The sequence below is a fragment of the Streptomyces sp. H27-C3 genome, assembly GCF_030063415.1.
GTDB lineage: Bacteria > Actinomycetota > Actinomycetes > Streptomycetales > Streptomycetaceae > Streptomyces.
On record NZ_JASITA010000004.1, the window covers coordinates 169,388 to 189,725 of the forward strand.

A 20,338-nucleotide genomic window follows, 5' to 3' on the forward strand; every position below is an offset into this window, starting at 1 on the left:
TTCCACGCGGGCACTCACCGTCGTAGGGTCGCCTGCAGTGCGACCCGCGTTGAGAGACACCTCCGATCGCTGCCCCCCCCCGATCGCTGCTCCGAGGACGGATATCGCCATGCCGCGTCCCACTGCCGCACAGTTCGCCTACGGTTCAGCCACGGTCGTCTTCTCGACCCTCGCCATGCTCCTGCTCTCGCAGACGGCGACCGGCATCGGAATCGCTGTCATCGCCTTCGCCGCGCTGGCGCTCGGCCTGCTCGTGGCACTGACCGTGCCCATGCCGAAGACGGCGCGCACGGCCCGGCGCACGAGTGATGCGACTCGTGCGCCGGACCGTGCGGCCGCCGTGGCCCTCTCCGAGGCCGAGAGCTACGAGTCCCGGGTGCCTGCCCCGCGGACCCGCTCGGCCGTCGGCGAGCATTCGCTACGTGGCTGACACCACCACGGTCTTGGCCGCCTTGTCGTGCAGGCCCTGCTTGTAGGGCTTGTCGACCAGGATCATGACCAGGTTGATCAGCCACCAGATGCAGAAGCAGCAGATCAACGCCGGCACCCACAGCACAACGGCCCTCATCAGTGAGGCCCTGGTCTCCGGGACCGTGCCACTGTTGAGCATCGCGACGCGCAGCCCCATCAGGCGCTTGCCGACGGTCTGGCCGTTCTTCCTGGACGTCATGTACGTGTCGTAGCCGACGTACACGATCATCGTGATCAGCTGCCAGAGCAGGGACTTGCCGTTGCCCTGGTCCGAGATGTCGTCCCAGTTGCCGTTGTAGCCCTCGAAGCTGCCGATGAGCCAGCCGAGCAGGCTCATCGGGATGCCGACGATCAGCGCGTCGACGATGCGGGCCACGAGGCGTTTGCCGGTGGGGGCGAGCGGCGGCATCCCCGCGAGCGGGTCGGCCGCGCCACCGCTGTAGGGCGGTGGCGGCGCGTTCCCACCGTACGGGGAACTCCCTTGCGGGGGGTCACCGTACGGGGAGCCCCCGGCGGGGGCGCCGTACGGGGAGCCGCCCGGCGGTGGAGGCGGAGGGGGCGGTGTCGGGCCGTCCTGCGGCTTCTTGAAGAACGGATCGTCCTCCGGCGGCTGGCCGCCCGGCGGCGGCTGGTCGGTGCTCATACCCGCAGTCGACCGCGCCCGCCCGTGGTCCGCATCCGGTCGGGTGCCGTTCGGGGGACGCGGCGCCCTCTATGGGTGCCTCGGGGCTCGACTCAGCTGTTTCCAGCCACGAACGTGCGGGCCGCCTTGTCGTGCCAGCACTGGCGCCACGGACGGTCGAACAGGCACCACGCGACGTTGACGATCCCGATGACCAGCACCCCCAGCACGCCGTAGAGCAGCCAGCGGCGCAGTGCGGCGCCGAAGGCCGGGGGCTCATGCTCCTCGATGTCCCGCACGTGCAGCCGGAACAGCTTCTTGCCGAGCGTCCGGCCCCACTTCGAGGTCGGGAACGCCTCGTAGACCACTCCGAAGAGGAGGAAGGCGCCCAGGACGATGCCGAGGTAGCCGGCGGTGGTGCCGTCGATCAGCCAGACGGTGACGGTCTCGCCGGACAGCTTCGCCGCTTCGACCTTGTCGTCGATGTGCGTGAGCGCCTTCGATACGAGCGGCACGCCGACCGCGCCGACGACGGCACCCAGGACGACGGTGTCGACCAGCCGCGCGGCCAGCCGCCTGCCGAGCCCTGCGGGCCTGGCGGCTGCCTGGGCCTGGGCGGCCCGCAAAAAGGGATCGCTGACCGGCGGCTTCCACGGCACGACGGGCTGCTGCGGGTCCTGCCGCTCCTGCTGCTGGTGCGCCTGAACCCCGCCGTGCTCCGGCTGGGCGAGCCGGTGCACCTGCTGCGCCCAGGAGGCGGCGCCACCGCCGGACGCGGAGCTGACAGGGGCGGGGGCCGCGGGAGCGGGCTGAGGCTGGGGCTGCGGTGCCTGTTGCTGCGGCTGGGACTGTTGGGGCTGCTGATGTTGGGGCTGCTGATGTTGGGGCTGCTGGGCCTGCGGCTGTTGAGGCTGCGCCTGGGCGGGGACCTGGGGGTTCCGGGCGCCGGGGGTCATGGTCCGGATCGCCATCGTGCCGTCGGCCCTGGCGGTACGGGAGGACTCCGCGGCGACTGCGGCCCCCGTGGCACCGGCGCGCAGGGCGCGGATGGCCATGGTGCTGTCGGCGGGGACGGCCGGACCACTGTCCGCACGCCCCTGCCCCGCCCCCTGCCCCTGCTGGCCCTGGCCGTGAACCTGGCCCGGCCCCTGAGCCTGCCCCTGAGATTGACCGGGGGAACGGACCCCAGGCAACGCGCCCCGGCTGGGGTCGGCGGTGGGGCCGGCCTGGCTCCCGGCGCCCGGGGCGGCCTGCCCGGCACCGGCGCCCGCCGGGCGCGGGTCGCGCGCGGCCGGGGACCCCTCGCCGCTCCGCGGGATCCGGCCCGAACCACTGTCGCTGTCGCCCGCCGTGCGCGGATCCCGCGGCGGAGATCCCCACGAGACCCGCCGGTCGCGCTCACCGCCGAAGCCCGTCTGGCGCGAGGTGTCGGCCTGCCAGGCGGAGGCGGGTTCCGGGGCGCTGCCGTGCAGATGCGCGCCCTCGGGCTCCTCGTCGAAGAAGACCGGCCCGGTCTCCTCGACGGTCGGGCGCCGAACGGGAGCCGGAGCGGGCGCGGCGGCTCCTCCGCCGCGCCCGGTGGGCATCGCGTCGCCGGTCGCCGGGGCGGGGCGGCTGGTGCCGGGCACCCAGGTCGCGCCGTTCCAGTACCGGACATATCCGGGGATGGAAGGATCCGGGTAATACCCTTCCCGGGCTACGTCCGTACCGTCGCCAGGAGAGGCCACCATGTCCCCAACTCCGTTCATGACCAACACATTTGACCTGTCCGCGGCATCCAGCGTCGACGCTCTCGGAAGCTGGGTCCGGCTGCCGGCTGTACGGCGTACGCCCCCGGCGACCGGGCGCGCGTCCCCGCCTGTCCAAGGAGGACATTAACGAAGAACGCGGGACCCCGAAGAGGGAGACCAGGAGAAAGACCAGGTTCGGGTGACGGAGCACAGCTTTCGACACTGAGTGCAAGGCTTTGGGCGCAGTCGGCTCGCCAGCACGTACGAGAAAACGAACATACGCCCGTTCGCATGTGCGGCCGCATGTCCCGGCGGAAGTCCGGCCGCGAAAATAATGCGCGAGAGTCGCGTAATGAACGGCGGGCAGGCCCCTCTCCCCAGTACAGCCCGCACCAGGGTCTCGTACAGGAGAGGAAGGACACCCCATGAACACCGTGGTGGAACGCGAGCTGGAACTCAATCTGGTGCTGTCGCCCGAGCGCAGCATCCCCGTACCGGCCCGGCTGACCTACCGCACCGGCGATCCGTACGCCGTGCACGTCACCTTTCACATCAAGTCCGAATCCCCCGTCTACTGGACCTTCGCCCGTGAGCTGCTCGTCGAGGGGATCTTCAGGCCGTGCGGGCACGGTGATGTGCGGATCTGGCCGACCAAGGTCGACTCGCGCAGCGTGATCTGCGTGGCGCTCAGCTCCCCCGACGGCGACGCCCTGCTCGAAGCGCCCGCGGTGGCCGTGTCCGCCTGGCTGGAGCGCACGCTGCGGATGGTTCCGCCCGGCACCGAGTCCGAGCGGCTGGGCATCGACGCCGGACTCGCCGAGCTGCTCACCCCGACCCCCGCCGACGACCTGTGGCTGCGGGACCCCTGGCCGTCGGACGAGTCCCAGGACGGGGAGGGGTGAGGGGTCAGAAGAGCTTGCCCGGGTTGAGGAGGCCCAGCGGGTCGAAGGCCGCCTTGACGGAGCGTTGCAGGTCAAGCCCCACCGGGCCGAGTTCGCGGGCCAGCCAGTCCTTCTTGAGTACGCCGACTCCGTGCTCGCCGGTGATCGTGCCACCCAGTTCCAGGCCGAGCGCCATGATCTCGTCGAAGGACTCGCGGGCGCGCCGCGACTCGTCGGCGTCGGCGTGGTCGAAGCAGACGACGGGGTGGGTGTTGCCGTCGCCCGCGTGGGCGCACACGCCGATGGTCAGGTCGTACTTCTCGGCGATGGCCGCGGTCCCCGCCATCATGGCGCCGAGCCTGGAGCGCGGCACACAGACGTCGTCGATCATCGTCGCGCTCTTGACCGCTTCGAGTGCCGTGAGCGACATCCGCCGGGCCTGGAGCAGCAGTTCGGACTCGGCGGCGCTCTCCGCGGGCACGACCTCGGTGGCGCCTGCCGCCCGGCACAGCTTGGCCACGGCGGCCAGGTCCGCGGCCGGGTCCGGGGTGTCGAAGGCGGCGAGCAGGAGTGCCTCGGTGGATTCCGGGAGGCCCATGTTGGCCATTTTGTTGACGGCGCGCAGGGTCGTGCGGTCCATGAGTTCGAGCAGGGACGGGCCGTGGCCGCGCGCCATGATCTCGCAGACCGCCTCGCAGGCGGCGGCAGCGGAGGGGAATTCGGCGGCGAGCGCGAGCTGCCTCGGCGGGGCGGGCTTGAGCGCCAGGACCGCCTTGACGACGATGCCCAGGCTGCCCTCGGAACCGACGAACAAGCGGGTCAGGTCGTAGCCCGCGACGCCCTTGGCGGTGCGGCGACCGGTGGTCAGGAGGCGGCCGTCGGCGAGGACGACGTCCAGGCCCAGGACGTACTCGGCGGTGACGCCGTACTTCACGCAGCACAGGCCGCCCGACGCGGTGCCGATGTTCCCACCGATGGTGCAGGTCTCCCAGCTGGACGGGTCCGGCGGGTAGTACAGCCCCTGTTCGGCGACCGCGCGGGAGACGACGGCGTTGATGACGCCCGGCTCCACCACGGCGATCCGGTCCACCGGGCTGATCTCCAGGATGCGGTCCATCCGGACCAGCGACAGGACGATGCACCCCTCGGTGGCATTGGCGGCGCCGGACAGGCCGGTGCGGGCGCCCTGTGGGACCACTGGGACGCGCAGGGCCGTCGCCGTCCGCATGACGTGCTGGACCTGCTCGACGGTGCGGGGCAGGACGATCACGGCCGGGACGCCCGCGTCGCAGAAGCTCGCCATGTCGTGGGCGTACGAAGCCGTGATGTCCGGGTCGGTGATCAGGGCCTCGGCCGGGAGGCCCGCGCGCAGCTGCTCGAGAAGATCGTCCATGGTCCCAGCCTGGCACTCGGGGCCATCGGTGTGAACCCGTCTGCGATCCACATCGCGGGTCCCGATGGGCTCTTCGTACTGGCGCACAGTGAGCGCCATGGAGACGGATGCAGGGGCAGCGGAAGCGCAAGCGCCGCCGAAGGGCGCGGAGACGAAGCGGCGGACCGGGCTACGGCGGCCCGCGGTGGCCGTCCTCGCGGGCGCGGCGGTGCTCGTCGCGGGGGTGGCGGGGGCCCTCACGTTCGTGGCCGGAGGCGGCGCCGAGGGGCCACCGCCCACGCCGGGCCCGGTCGGTCGGGCCATGGCCGCGGTGGGCGCGGTGGGCGCCGGGGTGCCCGCGTCGGCCGGGGACCTGACCGCGCTGATCGGCGACCGTGAGAGGTGGCTGCGGAAGAATCCGGGCGACGACAGCTCCTGGGCGGTGCTCGGCTCCGCGTATCTGGAGCGGGGTCGCTCCCGGGCCGACTCGGCGGACTATCCGCGGGCGGAGCGCGCGCTGCGCCGCTCGCTGGCCGCGCGGCCCGGGGCGAGCGGGAATCTGGACGCGCTGGTGGGGCTCGCCGCGCTCGCCCAGGCGCGGGGCGACTACCGGGGCGCGAAGAAATGGGGCGAGACGGTACGGGCGAAGTCTCCCCGACGCTGGACCGCGTACCCCGTGCTGATCGACGCGTACGGCCGCCTCGGCGACCAGAAGGCGGCGACCGCGGCCGTCGAGAAGCTGCGGGGACTGCGGTCGGGTGCGCGGGTGCAGCAGCTCGCCGCGCAGGTGTACCGCGACCGGGGATGGCGGGAGGACGCGGCGGCGACCCTGTCCGACGCGACCGCGCGGGCCGGTGCTCCGGCCGAGCGGGTGGCCGGGCTGCACCGGCTGGGCGAGCTGGCGTGGGAGCGCGGCGAGCCGGAAGTGGCCCTGCGCTACTACGAGTCGGCGCTGCACACCGACCGCGGGCACGCGGGGGCGCGGGCGGGGCAGGCGCGGGCGCTGGCGGCGCTCGGGCGGCCGGGGGACGCGGAGCGGGAGTACCGGGCGGTGCTCGCTGCGGCGCCGGGGGCCGGGTACGCGCTGGAGTACGGGGAGTTGCTCGAATCGCTGGGCCGGGTCGCCGAGGCGCGGGAGCAGTACGTGCTGGTGCGGGCCCATGTCGCCCTGGAGCAGCGCCGTGGGGTCGGCCCCGACGAGCTGCTGCTCGGCCTCCTGGACGCGGATCACGGTGACCCGGAGGCGGCGGTGCGGCGGCTGTCGGCGGAGTGGAAGCGGCATCCCGGCGCGGAGGTCGCGGACGCGCTGGGGTGGGCGCTGCACCGGGACGGGGACGGGAAGACGGCCTTGAAGTGGGCGCGCAAGGCGACGGATCAGGGGGTGCGGAGCGCGCTGTACCTCTATCACCTGGGGGCGATCGAGCGGGGGCTCGGCGAGTACGGGGCGGCTCGGCGGCATCTGGAGGAGGCGTTGCGGGTCAACCCCGGGTTCTCGCCGCTGCTGGCCGCTCGGGCGCGGGAGGCGCTGAACGCGCTGGGAGAGCCGCCGTCGGGTGGGCCGCGGGATGTGTACGGGGACCGGGCTACGGGGGCGCGGCCGGTGCCGGGGGCTGTGGCGCGGAAGGTGCCGGGGGCTGCGAAGCCTGGGGGTGGGCGGTGACGGGGGCCGCCGCGCGGGGCTGTCCCCCACCCGCCCCTTCCCGTAACTGGGGCTCCGCCCCAGACCCCGGTCCTCGAACGCCGGACAGGCTGAGTGGATGGGTGGGAAGGACGGAGGGCGGCTTCACCTCCTGGCCCCAGGTCCTCGAACGCCGGACAGGCTGAGATGGGCGGGGTGGGTCAACCCCGCTCCTTGTAGTAGATCGAGTACCGCCTCGCCCCCACCGCGCCCGACGCCAGGCCCATGCACAGCCTCGGATTCGCCGTGCGTTGTACGGCCAGGCCCTCCGGTTCGCGGTAGTCGAGGGAGTGGCCCGCCTCCGTTCTCGTCCGCTGGACCTGGCGGCCGGTGCGGATGTCCGTGCAGGAGACGTGCGTGTTGCCGTGTTCCGAGGGCGGATTGCCGGGTCCGTACGCCGTACCCGCCAGCTGGTACAGGTAGTTGCCGTGCAGGGCGAAGCCCTGCAATTCGATGTTCGGGTCCGGGTGCGTGGCGGTCTGTGCGAAGTCGTGGAGCGGGGCCGTGAAGTCGCCCTCGACCGCGTCCGCCAGGGGGTACACGCGGTAGCGGAGCCTGCTGCCGATGCGGTGGCGTACCGCGAGCCTCTTGAACTCCATGTCCACAGAAGGCTGGTTGGCGGTGGAGCCCGCGACCGGATAGCTGGTGGCCGCCGCCGTGCTTCTGCGGGTCTGGCCCTTGACGAAGGCGAAGCGCGATACGCCCCGGCCGAACGCGGCCGTCCCGCCCGCTCTGGCGTCCGCCTCGGTCCAGATCCAGGCCGAGCCCGGCGGTCCCGTCTCCACCCCGAAGCCGACCCCGTGCCCGAAGCCGAGGAGGTACATGTGGTTGAGCCAAGTGCCGGTGTAGTCGAGCTGGTTGAGACACAGGTCGCCGCGGCGGCGGCGCTCGTCCGCGGTGTACGCGCGGGGCTCACCCGCCAGTCTGATGCCGCCCTGCATCACCTGCGCGACGTACAGCCTCAGCCGTACGTCGTCGAAGGCGAAGGACTGCAGGACCGTCGTGTGTCGCAGCTGCTTCTTGAACTGCCAACGGGTCGATCCCACCGCCAGGTTGATGCGCTCGTCGCTCGTCAGGTCCGTCGTGTTCGCCGTGTTCGCCATGTCTGTGGTTTACCCACGGATAAACGGGCGGGCGCGGCACCGCGGCCCCACGGGGCAGGTCCGTGGGGCCGCGGTGGAACGGCAACCCTAGAGGTTGCCGCGCTTGTCCTGCTCGCGCTCGATCGCCTCGAACAGGGCCTTGAAGTTGCCCTTGCCGAAGCCCATCGAGCCGTGGCGCTCGATCATTTCGAAGAAGACGGTCGGACGGTCCTGGACCGGCTTGGTGAAGATCTGGAGCAGGTAGCCGTCCTCGTCGCGGTCGACGAGGATCTTCTCCTGGCGCAGGATGTCGACGGGGACGCGTGTCTCGCCGGCCCACTCGCCGAGGGTGTCGTAGTACGAGTCGGGCACGTCCAGGAACAGAACGCCCGCGGCCCGCATGGCCTGCACCGTGGCGACGATGTCGTTCGTGGCGAGCGCCATGTGCTGGACGCCGGGGCCGCCGTAGAACTCCAGGTACTCGTCGATCTGCGACTTCTTCTTCGCGATCGCCGGCTCGTTGATCGGGAACTTCACCTTCTTGGTGCCGTCCGCGACGACCTTGGACATCAGCGCCGAGTACTCGGTCGCGATGTCGTCGCCCACGAACTCCTTCATGTTGGTGAAGCCCATGACCTCGTTGTAGAAGGCACACCACTCGTTCATCTTGCCGAGCTCGACGTTGCCCACACAGTGGTCGATGGCCTGGAAGGCGCGCTTGGCCGGGGGCGCGACGATCGGCTCGGCGGCGACGTATCCGGGCAGGTACGGGCCGTCGTATCCGGTGCGCTCGACGAGCGTGTGGCGGGTCTGGCCGTACGTCGCGATGGCGGCCAGCACGACCGTGCCGTGCTCGTCCTTGATCTCGTGCGGCTCGGTGAGGCCGGTGGCGCCGTGCGCGGTGGCGTAGGCGTACGCGGCTCGCGCGTCCGGCACCTCGATCGCGAGGTCGACAACGCCGTCGCCGTGCTCGGCGACATGGCCTTCGAGGAAGCGGCCGTGGTCGGTGGAGGCCTTGATGACGGAGGTGAGGACGAAGCGCGCGGCGCCGCTCGTCAGGACATAACTGGCGGTCTCGCGGCTACCGTTCTCCGGTCCGGAGTAGGCGACGAGCTTCATGCCGAAGGCAGTGGAGTAGTAGTGCGCGGCCTGCTTGGCGTTGCCGACGGCGAAGACGACCGCGTCCATTCCCTTGACCGGGAAGGGGTCGGCCTTGCGCGCGGTGCTGGGGGTGTTCTGGAGGGTCTCAGTCATGGCCGCAGAGTCCCTCTGTATCGCAAGCTGCGCAATAGTTCGCTGAACTGTTGGGCAATCTGTACAGCTGGCTGGGATTATGGCCGGGCGATGTGTACAGGATGACCATCAGGAGGCCGGTGCATGCCCACCGAAGGAATCGACGAACTGGACGGCCGGCTGATCGTGCTGCTGGCGCGCGAGCCGAGGATCGGGATGCTGGAGGCGTCCCGACGGCTCGGTGTGGCGCGCGGGACGGCGCAGGCCAGGATGGACCGTCTTCAGTCCAATGGAGTCATCCGCGGCTTCGGTCCGGACGTCGATCCGGCGGCGCTCGGCTACCCGGTGACGGCCTTCGCGACGCTGGAGATCAAGCAGGGGCAGGGGGCCGACGTACGGGCACATCTGGGGGGTGTGCCGGAGGTCCTTGAGCTGCATACGACGACCGGGCACGGCGACATGCTGTGCCGGCTGGTGGCCAGGTCCAACGCGGATCTTCAACGGGTGATCGACCGGGTTGTAGGTTTTGATGGCATCGTGCGGGCTTCCACGGCGATCGTGATGGAGAATCCCGTTCCACTGCGGATCATTCCGCTGGTGGAGCAGGCGTCGGGCACCTCCTGACGCCACGCGGGGCCCGCCGCGTCCCTCACCGAGGAGTGGGCCCGTTGAATTTCTGGGAATACCTCGGCAGTCGCCACCAGCAATTGCTGGCGGACGCCTACCAGCACGCCAGCGCCGTCTTCCAGTGCATGGTCGTCGCCACACTGCTGGGCGTGCTGATCGGCGTGGTCACGTACCGCAGCGAGTGGGCGGGCAATCTCGCCACCACCGTCACCTCCACCATCCTCACGATCCCGTCCCTCGCGATGATCGGCCTGCTCATCCCGCTGGTCGGCCTCGGCGTCGCCCCCACCGTCATCTCGCTGGTGCTGTACGGGCTGCTGCCCATCGTGCGCAACGCGATCGTGGGGCTGCGCGGGGTGGACCCGACCCTCGTCGACGCGGCGAAGGGCATCGGGATGTCCCGCACGGCCCGCATGTTCCGGATCGAACTGCCGCTGGCCTGGCCGCCGATCCTCACCGGCATCCGGGTCTCCACCCAGATGCTGATGGGCATCGCCGCCATCGCCGCGTACGCCTCCGGGCCCGGCCTCGGCAATGAGATCTTCCGCGGCATCTCGTCCCTGGGCAGCAAGAACGCGATCAACCAGGTGCTCGCCGGCACCTTCGGCATCATCGTCCTGGCTCTGATCTTCGACGCCGTGTACGTCCTCATCGGACGCCTGACCATCCCGAGGGGGATCCGTGTCTGACACCGCCGTCGGTGGCGCCGCCATCGAGCTGGAGAATCTGACGAAGCGCTATCCGGGAAGCCCGTATCCCGCGGTGGACAACGTCAGTCTGGAGATCAAGGCGGGCGAGATCGTGATCTTCGTCGGCCCGTCGGGCGGCGGCAAGACGACCCTGCTCAAGATGATCAACCGGCTGATCGAGCCGACGTCGGGGCGGATCAGGATCGGCGGCGAGGACGTCACCGACATGGACCCCGTGAAGCTGCGCCGCAAGGTCGGATACGCGATCCAGTCCTCCGGCCTGTTCCCGCACATGACCGTCGCGCAGAACATCGCGCTCGTACCCAAGATGGTCGGCTGGCCGAAGACGAAGATCAAGGACCGGGTCGAGGAGATGCTCGACCTGGTGGGGCTCGACCCGGGCGAGTTCCGCGGGCGCTATCCCCGCCAGCTCTCCGGCGGACAGCAGCAGCGCGTCGGGGTCGCGCGGGCGCTGGCCGCGGACCCGCCCGTCCTGCTGATGGACGAGCCGTTCGGCGCCGTGGACCCGATCACCCGCGACCACCTCCAGGACGAGCTGATCCGTCTCCAGCACGAGCTGCACAAGACGATCGTCTTCGTCACCCACGACTTCGACGAGGCCATCAAGCTGGGCGACCGCATCGCGGTGCTGCGCGACCGGTCGCACATCGCGCAGTTCGACACCCCCGAGGCGATCCTGACCAACCCGGCGGACGACTTCGTGTCCGGGTTCGTGGGCGCGGGCGCCGCGCTGAAGCGGCTCAATCTGACCCGGGTACGGGACGTGGAGATCGCGGAGTTCCCGACGGTGACCGTCGACGACCCGCTCCAGGACATCTTCAACAAGCTGCGGGACGCGCAGACCAACGAGCTGCTGCTGCTCGACAAGCGGGGCCGCCCCTACAAGTGGCTGCGTCGCGGGGATCTGATGCGCGCCAAGGGGTCGCTGGCGCGGGCGGGCACCCTGGTGCACGACACCGTGACCAGGGACGCGACGCTGCGCGACGCGCTGGAGGCGGTGCTGACCGACAACGCGGGCCGGGTCGCCGTCACCGGGCGGCGCGGCGAGTACACCGGCGTCGTGGACATGGCGACGCTGATGAACTCCGTGCAGGAAATGCTGGAGGCGGACCGGCTCGACGCGTCGGAGCACCAACACCAGCTGGAGGAGCAGCGCGCCCGCCAGACCCAGCTCGCCCAGGAGGGCGTGACCGGGGCCCAGGAGGACCCCGCATGAGCCCGGCACGACGCGAGCGCGACGAGCGGCGCGAGAGGCCGGACCGGCCGCGCGGCGAGCACGAGGTGCAGGGCGTGACCTTCCGCGACGAGGGCGAGGTCGTGGAGGAACCGGCTGCCGCGACCGTCGAGTTGCTGCCGCGCCGGGTGAGCTGGCAGAAGATGGTGGTCCTGCCGGCCGTGCTCGCGGTGGTGCTGCTTGCGACCTGGCTCTGGTACAACGACGCGGATCTGGACTCGATCTCGCGCAACGCGCTGGGTGACGGCAATGTGTGGCTGCGCTTCAAGCAGCACGTCGAACTCACGGTGATCTCCACGTTCTTCGTGCTGATCATCGCGATCCCGCTGGGCATCGCGCTCACCCGCCCCGGCCTGCGCCGGGCGGCGCCGCTCGCGACCGCGCTGGCCAACATCGGGCAGGCGACCCCGGCGATCGGCCTGCTGGCGCTGCTGGTGATCTGGCTGGGTATCGGGATGAAGGCGGCGTTGATCGGCATCATCGCGTACGCCGTGCTGCCGGTGCTCTCCAACACCATCGCGGGCCTCAAGGCGAACGATCCGACGCTCCTGGAGGCCGCGCGCGGCATCGGGATGTCGACCGCGGGAGTGCTGGCGAAGGTCGAACTGCCGCTGGCCGTCCCGCTGATCCTCGCGGGTGTGCGGACGGCGCTGGTCCTGAACGTCGGCACGGCCACGCTCGCCACCTTCGGCGGCGGCGGCGGTCTCGGCGACCTGATCACCACCGGGATCACCAATCAGCGCATGCCGGTGCTGGTCCTCGGCTCCGTACTGACGGTGGCACTGGCGCTGTTCGTGGACTGGCTGGCGTCGATCGTGGAACTGCTGTTGCGGCCGCGCGGTCTGGAGGCAGGCGCATGAGGCGTACGCGAGTGGGTTCGGCCGTGGTGGCCGTTCTGGGCGCCGGCGTGCTGATGGCCGGTTGCGGCCTGACGAGCGGCAGTCCGCTGGTCGACGACGTACAGCCGGGCACGATCGGCAAGGGTCTTCCGCTGAAGGGCGCCGATCTGACGGTGACGTCGAAGGAGTTCACCGAGCAGCTGGTCCTCGGGCAGATCCTGGGCCTGGCGTTCAAGGCGGCGGGCGCGAACGTCCTCGACCGGACCGGGATCCAGGGGTCCATCGGCGGGCGCGAGGCCGTCAGGAGCGGCGACGCGGATGTGATGTACGAGTACACGGGCACCGCCTGGATCACCTACCTCGGCAACGACAAGCCGATCGCCGATCCGCGGCAGCAGTGGGAGGCGGTGCGCGACGCGGACGCGAAGAACGGCATCACCTGGCTGCCGCCGGCCGAGCTGAACAACACGTACGCGCTGGCGATGAACCGGGCCAACGAGAAGAAGTACGGGACGAAGACGCTCTCGGACGTGGCCGCGCTGTCGAAGAAGGACCCGTCGGCGGCGACGGTGTGCGTGGAGAGCGAGTTCGCTTCGCGCGACGACGGGCTCAACGGCATGAAGAAGGCGTACGGGATGAACATTCCGTCGTCCAGCGTCTCGAAGATGGACGGCGGAATCATCTACACCGAGGTGTCGAACGGCTCGTCCTGCACCTTCGGTGAGGTCTTCACCACCGACGGCCGCATCAAGGCGATGAACCTGTCGGTGATGGCCGACGACCGGCACTTCTTCCCGAACTACAACGTGGCACCCGAGATCAACACCAAGGCGCTGAAGAAGTACCCGGCGATGGCGGACGTCCTCGAACCGATCACCAAGAAGCTGAACAACACGATGGCGCGGGAGCTGAACGCCAAGGTGGACGTGGACGGCGAGGACCCGCACGCGGTGGCGAAGAACTGGATGGTGAAGGAGGGCTTCATCAAGGAGCGCTAGCGAACCCTCACCGCTGACCCGCTTCACCGCACACAAAGAAATCGCCGCAAAGAACTCGTTGCAAAGAAGTGCTTGCAACGAGTTCTTTGCAACTCCGGAGTGGGGGCATGCCCCAGCCAGAGCCCGAAATCCCGCAGGCCCAGCAGGCCCCGAAGCCCGAGACGTCCCTCACCCTGGACGCCCGCTCCCTGCGCGGCCTCGCCCACCCCTGGGGATCCGCCTGCTGAAGACCCTCCGGCACGACGGCCCTGCCACCGCCTCCCAGCTGGCGGAGCGCCTCGGCGAGTCCAGCGGCGCCACCAGCTACCACCCGCGCCAGCTGGCCACGCACGGGTTCGTCGAGGACGACCCGGAGCGCGGCAAGGGCCGCGAGCGATGGTGGAAGGCGGCGCAGGAGGGGACCACTTCGCCGAGGAGCTGCACAACAGCACCGACCCGGAAGTGCGCGGAGCCGCGGACCTGTTCCTGCACGAGATCGCGACCATCCACACCCAGGAGCTCGGCACCACGGACTGAGAGGAACCTCTGCCACGCACCCCGACACGTATCTTCAACTGCACGCCCTGCGCGCCGCCGAACTGCGGTGCGAGGCAGCCGAGTACGCGCTGCTCCCCCGCAGCACGCAGCATCCCATCCGCACCCACCTCGGCTGGACCATGGTCGAGCTGGGACTGCGCCTCGCCCACCAGCCGACTCTGGGCGCCGCCCGCACCGCCTGACCGGCGGGGCAGGGGGCGCGTCACGGGCGCGTCACGGGCGCGTCACCCGGTCAGCAGCTCGGGACCTTGCCGTCCTTCTTCGCCAGCTCCCGCAGCGCGCCCACCGCGTCCTTGAGTGTCGTGACCGGGACCAGCCGCAGCCCGTCGGGCAGTTCGGCCTGGGCCATCGAGCACTCGTCGCGCGGTACGAGGAAGACACTCGCCCCGTCGCGCCTGGCGGCCTGGGTCTTGAGCGGTACGCCGCCGACCGCGCCGACCGTGCCGTCGGGGCTGATCGTGCCCGTACCGGCGATGTTGCGGCCACCGGTGAGGTCGCCGCCCGCGCCGTCGCCGTCCAGCTTGTCGACGATGCCCAGCGCGAAGAACAGCCCGGCGCTGGGTCCGCCGATGTCGGCGAGGCTGAGGTCGACCTTCACCTCGTCCTCGTCCTCGTCGAGGTAGTTGAGCGCCGCACGGGCCGCGACGTTCTGCGACTTCCGCATCTCGGCGGCGTTGTGTTCCTCGATCTGCTCGTCGGTGTCCCCGGTCGGGTAGACCGCCTCCTTGGGCATCACGGCCCGGTCGGTCCTGAACCACGCGTCGACGATCTGCCCCAGGTCGATGTCGACGGAGGGGCCGGTCGCCACGATCGTCGTCATCCGCAGCTGCCCGGTCGTCTCGCGGGTCGGCGCCCCGGTCACGGTGATCACCGGCCTGCCCTTGTCGTCGCCCAGGACGTTCGCGGTCGATCCGGGCTGCGCCAGAACGTAGGGCAACGGCGCGAAGACGGCCACGGCGAAGAGCGCGAGCACGGGGGCGGCGCAGACGGCGAGGACGCGGGTACGGGAATGGCGTGAGAGCACGCCCCCAATCTAGTGGGCAGGTACGTCCGCCGATCTGCCGGGCGCGTACGCCCGAGGGATGCGTTGGGCGCGTACGCCGAACGACCCCGGACCCGCGCCCGTACTCACCCCCCGCGTCCGCGCCCCTGTCAGCGCAGTGCCTCCGCGACCTCATTGGCCGCGTCGACCACGCGGGGGCCCACCCGCTCCGGGACGGAGTCGGACAGCATGACGACCCCCACGCTGCCCTCCAGGCCCGTCACTCCCACCAGCGGAGCCGCAGCCCCGCTCGCGCCCGCCTCCAGCTCACCGTGGGTGAGGGTGAAGCCGGGGTCCGACAGGTCGCCCCGGCGTGCGGCGAGGATGGCCCGGCCCGCCGCGCCCCGGTCCAGGGGGTGGCGGAAGCCCGTGCGGTAGGCCACGTGATAGTCCGTCCAGGTCGGTTCGACGACCGCGACGGCGAGCGCCTCCGCGCCGTCGACCAGCGTCAGATGCGCCGTCGCGCCGATGTCCTCCGCGAGCGAGCGCAGCGCGGGCAGCGCCGCTTCGCGTACCAGCGGATGAACCTGGCGGCCCAGGCGCAGCACACCCAGGCCGACCCTGGCGCGGCCGCCGAGGTCACGACGTACCAGGGCGTGCTGTTCGAGTGTGGCGAGCAGCCGGTAGACGACGGTGCGGTTGACGCCGAGTTTGTTGGACAACTCGGTGACGGTCAGCCCGTGGTCGGTGTCGGCGAGCAGCTTGAGGACTCGTAGTCCCCGGTCGAGCGTCTGGGAAGTCTCCGCGGTCACGACGCCCACTCCTCTGTGGTGGTGCGGCGGTCTCTCTCACGGGGTGCGGCGCCGGTCCCACCGGCGTCGCTCGCAGAGGCCGCCGGCAGGCCATGGCACCGGCTGCGCTCCGCGGCGGCGCTGCCACGGGGCGTATGCGTTGCCGGAAAGGTAGCGATCGGCACCGCTCAGCGGAAGGCCCCGTCCAGAATCCGGGCGCGGAAGGGCAATTGATCCGCGTTCGGGACTTAAGTCACCTTCACCGGGGACTTTCGGCGCCATACACGCCTTACCGGGATATTATGGTGACCCAGTGGGCGGGGCCCGGAGTCGCAATCTCCGGGCCCCGCCTTCTCACGTCCATGCCGTTCGGGGGCGGACGTCACCGCATCCGGGTGGCCCACTCCTGGACCTTCTTGATCCGGTCCTGGAGCTGTCCCGCCGTCGCCTCCGCGCTCGGCGGCCCGCCGCACACCCGCCGCAGCTCGGTGTGGAGCACGCCGTGCGGCTTGCCGCTCTGGTGGGAGTACGCCCCGACCATCGTGTTCAGCGATTTGCGCAGCCCGAGCAGCTGCTTGTGCGTGACGACCGGCCGCGCCTCGGCGGGCTTCTCCAGGAGGTCGGCCTGCTCTGCCGGCTTCTGGCGGCTGTGCGCGATCTGCCGGGTCTGCCGCTTCTGGAGCAGCAGCTGCACCTGGTCGGGCTCCAGGAGCCCGGGGATCCCCAGGTAGTCCTGCTCCTCCTCGCTGCCGGGGTGCGCCTGCATGCCGAACTCGGCGCCGTCGTAGAGCACCCGGTCGAAGACGGCGTCGGATTCGAGGGCCTCGAAGGGCAGCTGCTCCTCGGTCTCCTCGTCCTCCGCCTTCTCGGCGTCGGCGAGAAGCTTGTCCTCCTCGGAGAACGGGTTCTCGTTCTCGTCGGCCTTCTTCGGCTTGTCGAGCACGTGATCGCGCTCGACCTCCATCTCGTTCGCGAACTCCAGCAGCATCGGGATCGTCGGCACGAACACCGACGCCGTCTCACCGCGCCTGCGGGAGCGCACGAAGCGCCCGACGGCCTGTGCGAAGAACAGCGGAGTGGAGATCGTGGTGGCGTACACGCCGACCGCGAGGCGCGGCACGTCGACGCCCTCCGACACCATCCGGACGGCCACCATCCAGCGGGAGCCGTCGTCGGTGAACTGGTCGATCTTCTTCGACGCGGCCTTCTCGTCGGACAGTACGACGGTGGGCCGATCCCCGGTGATCTTCTTCAGGATCTTGGCGTACTCGCGGGCCGTGTCCTGGTCGGTGGCGATGACCAGGCCGCCCGCGTCCGGAATGCCCTTGCGGACCTCGGTGAGCCGCTTGTCGGCGGCGGCCAGCACATTGGGGATCCAGTCGCCGGTGGGCGCGAGCGCGGTGCGCCAGGCCTGGCCGATGGCGTCCCTGGTCATCGGCTCGCCGAGGCGGGCCGCGATCTCGTCGCCCGCCTTGGTGCGCCAGCGCATGTTGCCGCTGTAGCTGAGGAAGATCACGGGCCGGACGACGCCGTCGGCCAGCGCGTTGCCGTAGCCGTAGGTGTAGTCGGCGGAGGAGCGCCGGATGCCGTCGCGGCCCTCTTCGTACGCGACGAAGGGGATCGGGTTGGTGTCCGACCTGAACGGAGTGCCTGTGAGCGCGAGCCGGCGGGTCGCCGGGTCGAACGCCTCCTGGCAGGCCTCACCCCAGGACTTGGAGTCACCGGCGTGGTGGATCTCGTCGAGGATGACCAGCGTCTTGCGCTGCTCGCAGCGGTTGCGGTGCAGCATCGGCCGCACGCCGACGCCCGCGTAGGTCACCGCGATGCCGTGGTAGTCCTTGCTCAGCGGGCCGGCGCTGTAGTCCGGATCGAGCTTGATCCCTATCTTGGCCGCCGCCTCCGCCCACTGCTTCTTGAGGTGCTCGGTCGGCGCGACGACCGTGATCTGCTGCACGACGTGGTGGTGCAGCAGCCAGGACGCGAGCGTCAGGGCGAAGGTGGTCTTGCCCGCGCCGGGCGTCGCGACGGCGAGGAAGTCACGGGGCTGCTCCTGGAGGTACCTCTCCAGGGCACCCTCCTGCCAGGCACGCAGCTTGCTGGCGGTGCCCCAGGGGGCGCGGCCGGGGAACGCGGGTGAGAGGTGGTGGGAGGCGGTAGTAGTCACGGTCTCCGGTTCGGTGCTCTCGAGGGCAAGAGGGATACGTACGACAACCGGGCCACCCTACCGGTGGCCCGGTTGCGATCCCGCTGAACGCCTCCGGGCCACGCCCCGTTGGGATCCACCTCACATCACGGCGCGCGGTCCGTCCGCGACAGCGGCCGGTGCCTCACTCCGCGAAACGCAGAAGATCCCTGCCAATCTGCGGCATGTCCAGCTCTCCCTGGCGCACATTCAGGACGAACCGCTCTGCCGCATCCACATCGAACCCTGCGCGCAGCTTGTGTCCGTTCATCTGCAGGAAGACCCAGGTGGCGTACCAGGCGACGCGCTTGTTGCCATCAACGAGGGCGTGGTTGCGCGCCAACGATTCCATCAGCGCTGCTGCCTTCTGCCATACGTCAGGGTAGGCGTCCTGGCCGAACACGCTCGCCTGCGGGCGGGCCAAGGCCGAATCGAGCAGCCCATAGTCACGCACTTCGCCGACTCCGAGACGCTCTGCGAGATTCAAGACCTCGGGCAACGTCAGGTACTGCGTCAAGCGAGTCGTCGGTTCAGTTCCGCGCTGACGTTCAGCACATGATCGGCCGCCTCGTTGAAGAGCCGAGAGTGTTCGTTTATGGCACTGATCACCGCATCATGAGCAAACGACTGCATACTCCGGCCTTCCGCCTCCGCGCGCTCACGCAGTGCGTCCAGCTCTTCCTCGGTGAACCGCAGATTCAGACCAGCCATGAGGTAACGGTACCGCGTAGTACCATGCGGTGCTAAAACTGCTGGGTGCGCAGCCGGGTCGCCACCCACGCCCCCACCAGCGCCACCGCCGCCATCGGCAGGAACACCGCCGCGAACGCCGCCGGGTGGGAGGCCGACGCGCCGGAGGCCGCCGTGTGGGCCGCGCCCACCGCGCCCCCGCCGAGCGCCGCGAACACCGCGCCGCCGATCGCCAGGAGCATGACGTTCGACAGGCCGTCGGAGATCTGGAGGGCGGCGGAGTTGGCGCCCGCCTCGTCCGGTGCGGAGAGCTTGAGCAGCAACACGCTGGTCGAGGCGATGACCGTGCCCATCCCGAAGCAACCGACGGCCCAGGCGACCGCCACCACCCACACCGGGACGGCCGCGATGAGCACGCTGGGCGCGGTCGCGATGGCCGCGGCGACCAGCACCATGCCGACGGACGCCATCCGCTCCCGGTACGGGGCCATACGGGGCCGCGACTGGACGAACGAGCCGAGCGCCCATGTCGCGCCGCCAACCGCCAGCGAGAGCCCCGCCATGGTCGGGGAGAGCCCGCGCTGGGTGACCAGCATCAGCGGCACGAAGGACTCGGCGGCGATGAACGAACCGGCCGCGATGCCACGCAGCAGCACGACCGAGGGCAGCCCGCGCGCCGCCCGGTAGGTGCCGCGCGGCAGCAGCGCCAGGACTGCGGGCACCAGCAGGGCCGCGCCCGCCGCCGCCGGGATCAGCGAGAGCCAGCGAAGGTCCTGACCGGCGTACTGGAGGAGTCCCGCACCCAGCGAGATGCCCAGGGCGAACCGGATCCGGCGGCGGTCGAAGGGCCCGGCCGGCGCGTCCGGGTCGGCGGGCCCGGCCGCCATACGGCGGATCGCGGGCAGCGCGAGGGCGAGCGGGAAGACGACCAGGACCGGGATGCCGATGAACACCCAGCGCCAGCCGAGGTGCTCGGTGACCGTCCCGGACACCAGCGGCCCGACGACGGAAGGGACGACCCAGCTCGCCGCGAAGGCCGCCAGGATCGAGGGCTGCAGCCGCCCCGGGTAGGCGCGACTGACGACCACGTACAGCGCGACGATCACCAGGCCGCCGCCGAGCCCCTGGACGGCCCTGCCTGCGATGAACAGCCACATCGCGTCCGCCGTGCCGGAGAGCAGCAGCCCCGCGCCGAAGGCACTGATACCGGTGGCGAGCGGGCCCAGCGGGCCCCTGCGGTCGGCCCACTGCCCGGACAGCACCATCGCGAACAGGCTGGTGGTGAAGAACGAGGAGAACGCGAAGGCGTACAGCGAGATCCCGTTCAGCTCACGTGCCGCCACCGGCATCGCAGTGCCGACGGCCGTCGCCTCGAAGGCGATCAGCAGCACGACGGAGACGATGCCGATGCTCAGTGCGCGGTGTGTCCGGCCGAGGATGCCGCCCTGTTCCGCGAGCTGATCCGTGAGTTGTTCCGCGAGCTGATCGGTCAGCTGATCCGTCAGCGCCGCGGTACCCGTCGCGGGCAGTGGTGGGTCAGGTGGTGTGCCGGATATTCCGGCGGGTTCGGGCGCGACCTCGGCGTCGCGCGGTTCCAGGGCGGTCATGCGTTCAGCGTAAGGGGCGTGCTGCCGGGTGAACCCTGTCTCAGGGAGGGGCGGGAGTCGGTCTTTGGTCGT

The 20,338-nt window shown here is 70.7% G+C and carries 19 protein-coding genes and 1 pseudogene; 9 read left to right on the forward strand and 11 right to left on the reverse strand.

Going from position 1 to position 20,338, the window contains the following annotated elements; all coding sequences use genetic code 11:
• The first annotated feature begins 109 nt into the window (after window positions 1–109).
• The gene (locus QMK30_RS05655; protein WP_283516026.1) at window positions 110–430 is read left to right on the forward strand and encodes a hypothetical protein; all 321 of its coding nucleotides are present in this window, start codon (window positions 110–112) and stop codon (window positions 428–430) included.
• Here the strand turns inward: QMK30_RS05655 and QMK30_RS05660 are convergent.
• A complete protein-coding gene (locus QMK30_RS05660; protein WP_283516027.1) occupies window positions 419–1,114 on the reverse strand; it encodes an RDD family protein in 696 nt (231 codons plus the stop codon). The genes QMK30_RS05655 and QMK30_RS05660 overlap by 12 nt on opposite strands.
• 92 nt (window positions 1,115–1,206) lie before the next feature.
• Window positions 1,207–2,823: an RDD family protein gene (locus QMK30_RS05665; RefSeq protein WP_283516028.1), complete on the reverse strand. Its 1,617-nt coding sequence runs from the start codon at window positions 2,821–2,823 to the stop codon at window positions 1,207–1,209.
• Between the two features lie 425 nt (window positions 2,824–3,248).
• Between QMK30_RS05665 and QMK30_RS05670 the strand changes: the two genes are divergently transcribed.
• The gene (locus tag QMK30_RS05670; protein WP_283516029.1) at window positions 3,249–3,725 is read left to right on the forward strand and encodes an SsgA family sporulation/cell division regulator; all 477 of its coding nucleotides are present in this window, start codon (window positions 3,249–3,251) and stop codon (window positions 3,723–3,725) included.
• Window positions 3,726–3,729: 4 nt separating this feature from the next.
• Here QMK30_RS05670 and QMK30_RS05675 read toward each other — a convergent pair whose 3' ends face one another.
• Entirely contained in the window at window positions 3,730–5,097 is a 1,368-nt protein-coding gene (locus QMK30_RS05675; RefSeq protein ID WP_283516030.1) for an FAD-binding oxidoreductase, read from the reverse strand.
• Window positions 5,098–5,194: 97 nt separating this feature from the next.
• On the opposite strand from QMK30_RS05675, the gene QMK30_RS05680 reads away from it, so the two are divergent.
• Complete coding sequence (locus tag QMK30_RS05680; RefSeq protein WP_283516031.1) at window positions 5,195–6,736, forward strand: tetratricopeptide repeat protein; 1,542 nt, start codon at window positions 5,195–5,197, stop codon at window positions 6,734–6,736.
• Window positions 6,737–6,915: 179 nt separating this feature from the next.
• Here QMK30_RS05680 and QMK30_RS05685 read toward each other — a convergent pair whose 3' ends face one another.
• A complete protein-coding gene (locus tag QMK30_RS05685; protein ID WP_283516032.1) occupies window positions 6,916–7,857 on the reverse strand; it encodes a phage baseplate protein in 942 nt (313 codons plus the stop codon).
• Window positions 7,858–7,944: 87 nt separating this feature from the next.
• On the reverse strand, window positions 7,945–9,090 hold the full coding sequence (gene hppD, locus QMK30_RS05690; RefSeq protein WP_283516033.1) for a 4-hydroxyphenylpyruvate dioxygenase: 1,146 nt from the start codon (window positions 9,088–9,090) through the stop codon (window positions 7,945–7,947).
• Window positions 9,091–9,213: 123 nt separating this feature from the next.
• Between hppD and QMK30_RS05695 the strand changes: the two genes are divergently transcribed.
• The 6 genes and pseudogenes from QMK30_RS05695 to QMK30_RS05720 form a co-directional block, all read left to right on the forward strand.
• Window positions 9,214–9,693 carry an Lrp/AsnC family transcriptional regulator gene (locus QMK30_RS05695; RefSeq protein WP_283516034.1) on the forward strand — a complete coding sequence of 160 codons (480 nt, stop codon included), beginning with the start codon at window positions 9,214–9,216 and terminating at the stop codon, window positions 9,691–9,693.
• Window positions 9,694–9,737: 44 nt separating this feature from the next.
• A complete protein-coding gene (locus QMK30_RS05700) occupies window positions 9,738–10,385 on the forward strand; it encodes an ABC transporter permease (protein ID WP_283516035.1) in 648 nt (215 codons plus the stop codon).
• Complete coding sequence (locus tag QMK30_RS05705) at window positions 10,378–11,622, forward strand: betaine/proline/choline family ABC transporter ATP-binding protein (RefSeq protein ID WP_283516036.1); 1,245 nt, start codon at window positions 10,378–10,380, stop codon at window positions 11,620–11,622. Before QMK30_RS05700 ends, QMK30_RS05705 begins: the two co-directional genes overlap by 8 nt.
• Window positions 11,619–12,500, forward strand: coding sequence for an ABC transporter permease (locus tag QMK30_RS05710; RefSeq protein WP_283516037.1), 882 nt, complete (start codon window positions 11,619–11,621; stop codon window positions 12,498–12,500). Before QMK30_RS05705 ends, QMK30_RS05710 begins: the two co-directional genes overlap by 4 nt.
• Window positions 12,497–13,477: a glycine betaine ABC transporter substrate-binding protein gene (locus QMK30_RS05715; RefSeq protein WP_283516038.1), complete on the forward strand. Its 981-nt coding sequence runs from the start codon at window positions 12,497–12,499 to the stop codon at window positions 13,475–13,477. Before QMK30_RS05710 ends, QMK30_RS05715 begins: the two co-directional genes overlap by 4 nt.
• 107 nt (window positions 13,478–13,584) lie before the next feature.
• Window positions 13,585–13,984 (forward strand): annotated as a pseudogene (locus QMK30_RS05720) (ArsR/SmtB family transcription factor); the annotation flags it as partial.
• Window positions 13,985–14,246: 262 nt separating this feature from the next.
• Here QMK30_RS05720 and QMK30_RS05730 read toward each other — a convergent pair.
• The 6 genes from QMK30_RS05730 to QMK30_RS05755 all read right to left on the reverse strand — a co-directional run bounded on the left by QMK30_RS05730 (window position 14,247) and on the right by QMK30_RS05755 (window position 20,266).
• The gene (locus tag QMK30_RS05730) at window positions 14,247–15,038 is read right to left on the reverse strand and encodes a YlbL family protein (RefSeq protein WP_283516039.1); all 792 of its coding nucleotides are present in this window, start codon (window positions 15,036–15,038) and stop codon (window positions 14,247–14,249) included.
• 128 nt (window positions 15,039–15,166) lie between these two features.
• Window positions 15,167–15,808, reverse strand: a complete 642-nt coding sequence (locus QMK30_RS05735) for an IclR family transcriptional regulator (RefSeq protein WP_283516040.1) — start codon at window positions 15,806–15,808, stop codon at window positions 15,167–15,169.
• 361 nt (window positions 15,809–16,169) lie between these two features.
• Window positions 16,170–17,951: a DEAD/DEAH box helicase gene (locus QMK30_RS05740; protein ID WP_283516041.1), complete on the reverse strand. Its 1,782-nt coding sequence runs from the start codon at window positions 17,949–17,951 to the stop codon at window positions 16,170–16,172.
• A 163-nt stretch (window positions 17,952–18,114) separates the two neighbouring features.
• A complete protein-coding gene (locus QMK30_RS05745; protein WP_283516042.1) occupies window positions 18,115–18,486 on the reverse strand; it encodes a type II toxin-antitoxin system death-on-curing family toxin in 372 nt (123 codons plus the stop codon).
• Window positions 18,483–18,680, reverse strand: a complete 198-nt coding sequence (locus QMK30_RS05750) for an Arc family DNA-binding protein (protein ID WP_283516043.1) — start codon at window positions 18,678–18,680, stop codon at window positions 18,483–18,485. The genes QMK30_RS05745 and QMK30_RS05750 overlap by 4 nt, the downstream gene beginning before the upstream one ends.
• 32 nt (window positions 18,681–18,712) lie before the next feature.
• Complete coding sequence (locus QMK30_RS05755; protein WP_283516044.1) at window positions 18,713–20,266, reverse strand: MFS transporter; 1,554 nt, start codon at window positions 20,264–20,266, stop codon at window positions 18,713–18,715.
• Between the last annotated feature and the right edge of the window lie 72 nt (window positions 20,267–20,338).

Bases quoted from the DNA above. Each gene is read 5' to 3' on its own strand.
- QMK30_RS05655 (WP_283516026.1), top strand. From the start codon at position 110: ATGCCGCGTCCCACTGCCGCACAGTTCGCCTACGGTTCAGCCACGGTC.
- QMK30_RS05660 (WP_283516027.1), bottom strand. From the start codon at position 1,114: ATGAGCACCGACCAGCCGCCGCCGGGCGGCCAGCCGCCGGAGGACGAT.
- QMK30_RS05665 (WP_283516028.1), bottom strand. From the start codon at position 2,823: ATGGTGGCCTCTCCTGGCGACGGTACGGACGTAGCCCGGGAAGGGTAT.
- QMK30_RS05670 (WP_283516029.1), top strand. From the start codon at position 3,249: ATGAACACCGTGGTGGAACGCGAGCTGGAACTCAATCTGGTGCTGTCG.
- QMK30_RS05675 (WP_283516030.1), bottom strand. From the start codon at position 5,097: ATGGACGATCTTCTCGAGCAGCTGCGCGCGGGCCTCCCGGCCGAGGCC.
- QMK30_RS05680 (WP_283516031.1), top strand. From the start codon at position 5,195: ATGGAGACGGATGCAGGGGCAGCGGAAGCGCAAGCGCCGCCGAAGGGC.
- QMK30_RS05685 (WP_283516032.1), bottom strand. From the start codon at position 7,857: ATGGCGAACACGGCGAACACGACGGACCTGACGAGCGACGAGCGCATC.
- hppD (WP_283516033.1), bottom strand. From the start codon at position 9,090: ATGACTGAGACCCTCCAGAACACCCCCAGCACCGCGCGCAAGGCCGAC.
- QMK30_RS05695 (WP_283516034.1), top strand. From the start codon at position 9,214: ATGCCCACCGAAGGAATCGACGAACTGGACGGCCGGCTGATCGTGCTG.
- QMK30_RS05710 (WP_283516037.1), top strand. From the start codon at position 11,619: ATGAGCCCGGCACGACGCGAGCGCGACGAGCGGCGCGAGAGGCCGGAC.
- QMK30_RS05715 (WP_283516038.1), top strand. From the start codon at position 12,497: ATGAGGCGTACGCGAGTGGGTTCGGCCGTGGTGGCCGTTCTGGGCGCC.
- QMK30_RS05750 (WP_283516043.1), bottom strand. From the start codon at position 18,680: ATGGCTGGTCTGAATCTGCGGTTCACCGAGGAAGAGCTGGACGCACTG.
- QMK30_RS05755 (WP_283516044.1), bottom strand. From the start codon at position 20,266: ATGACCGCCCTGGAACCGCGCGACGCCGAGGTCGCGCCCGAACCCGCC.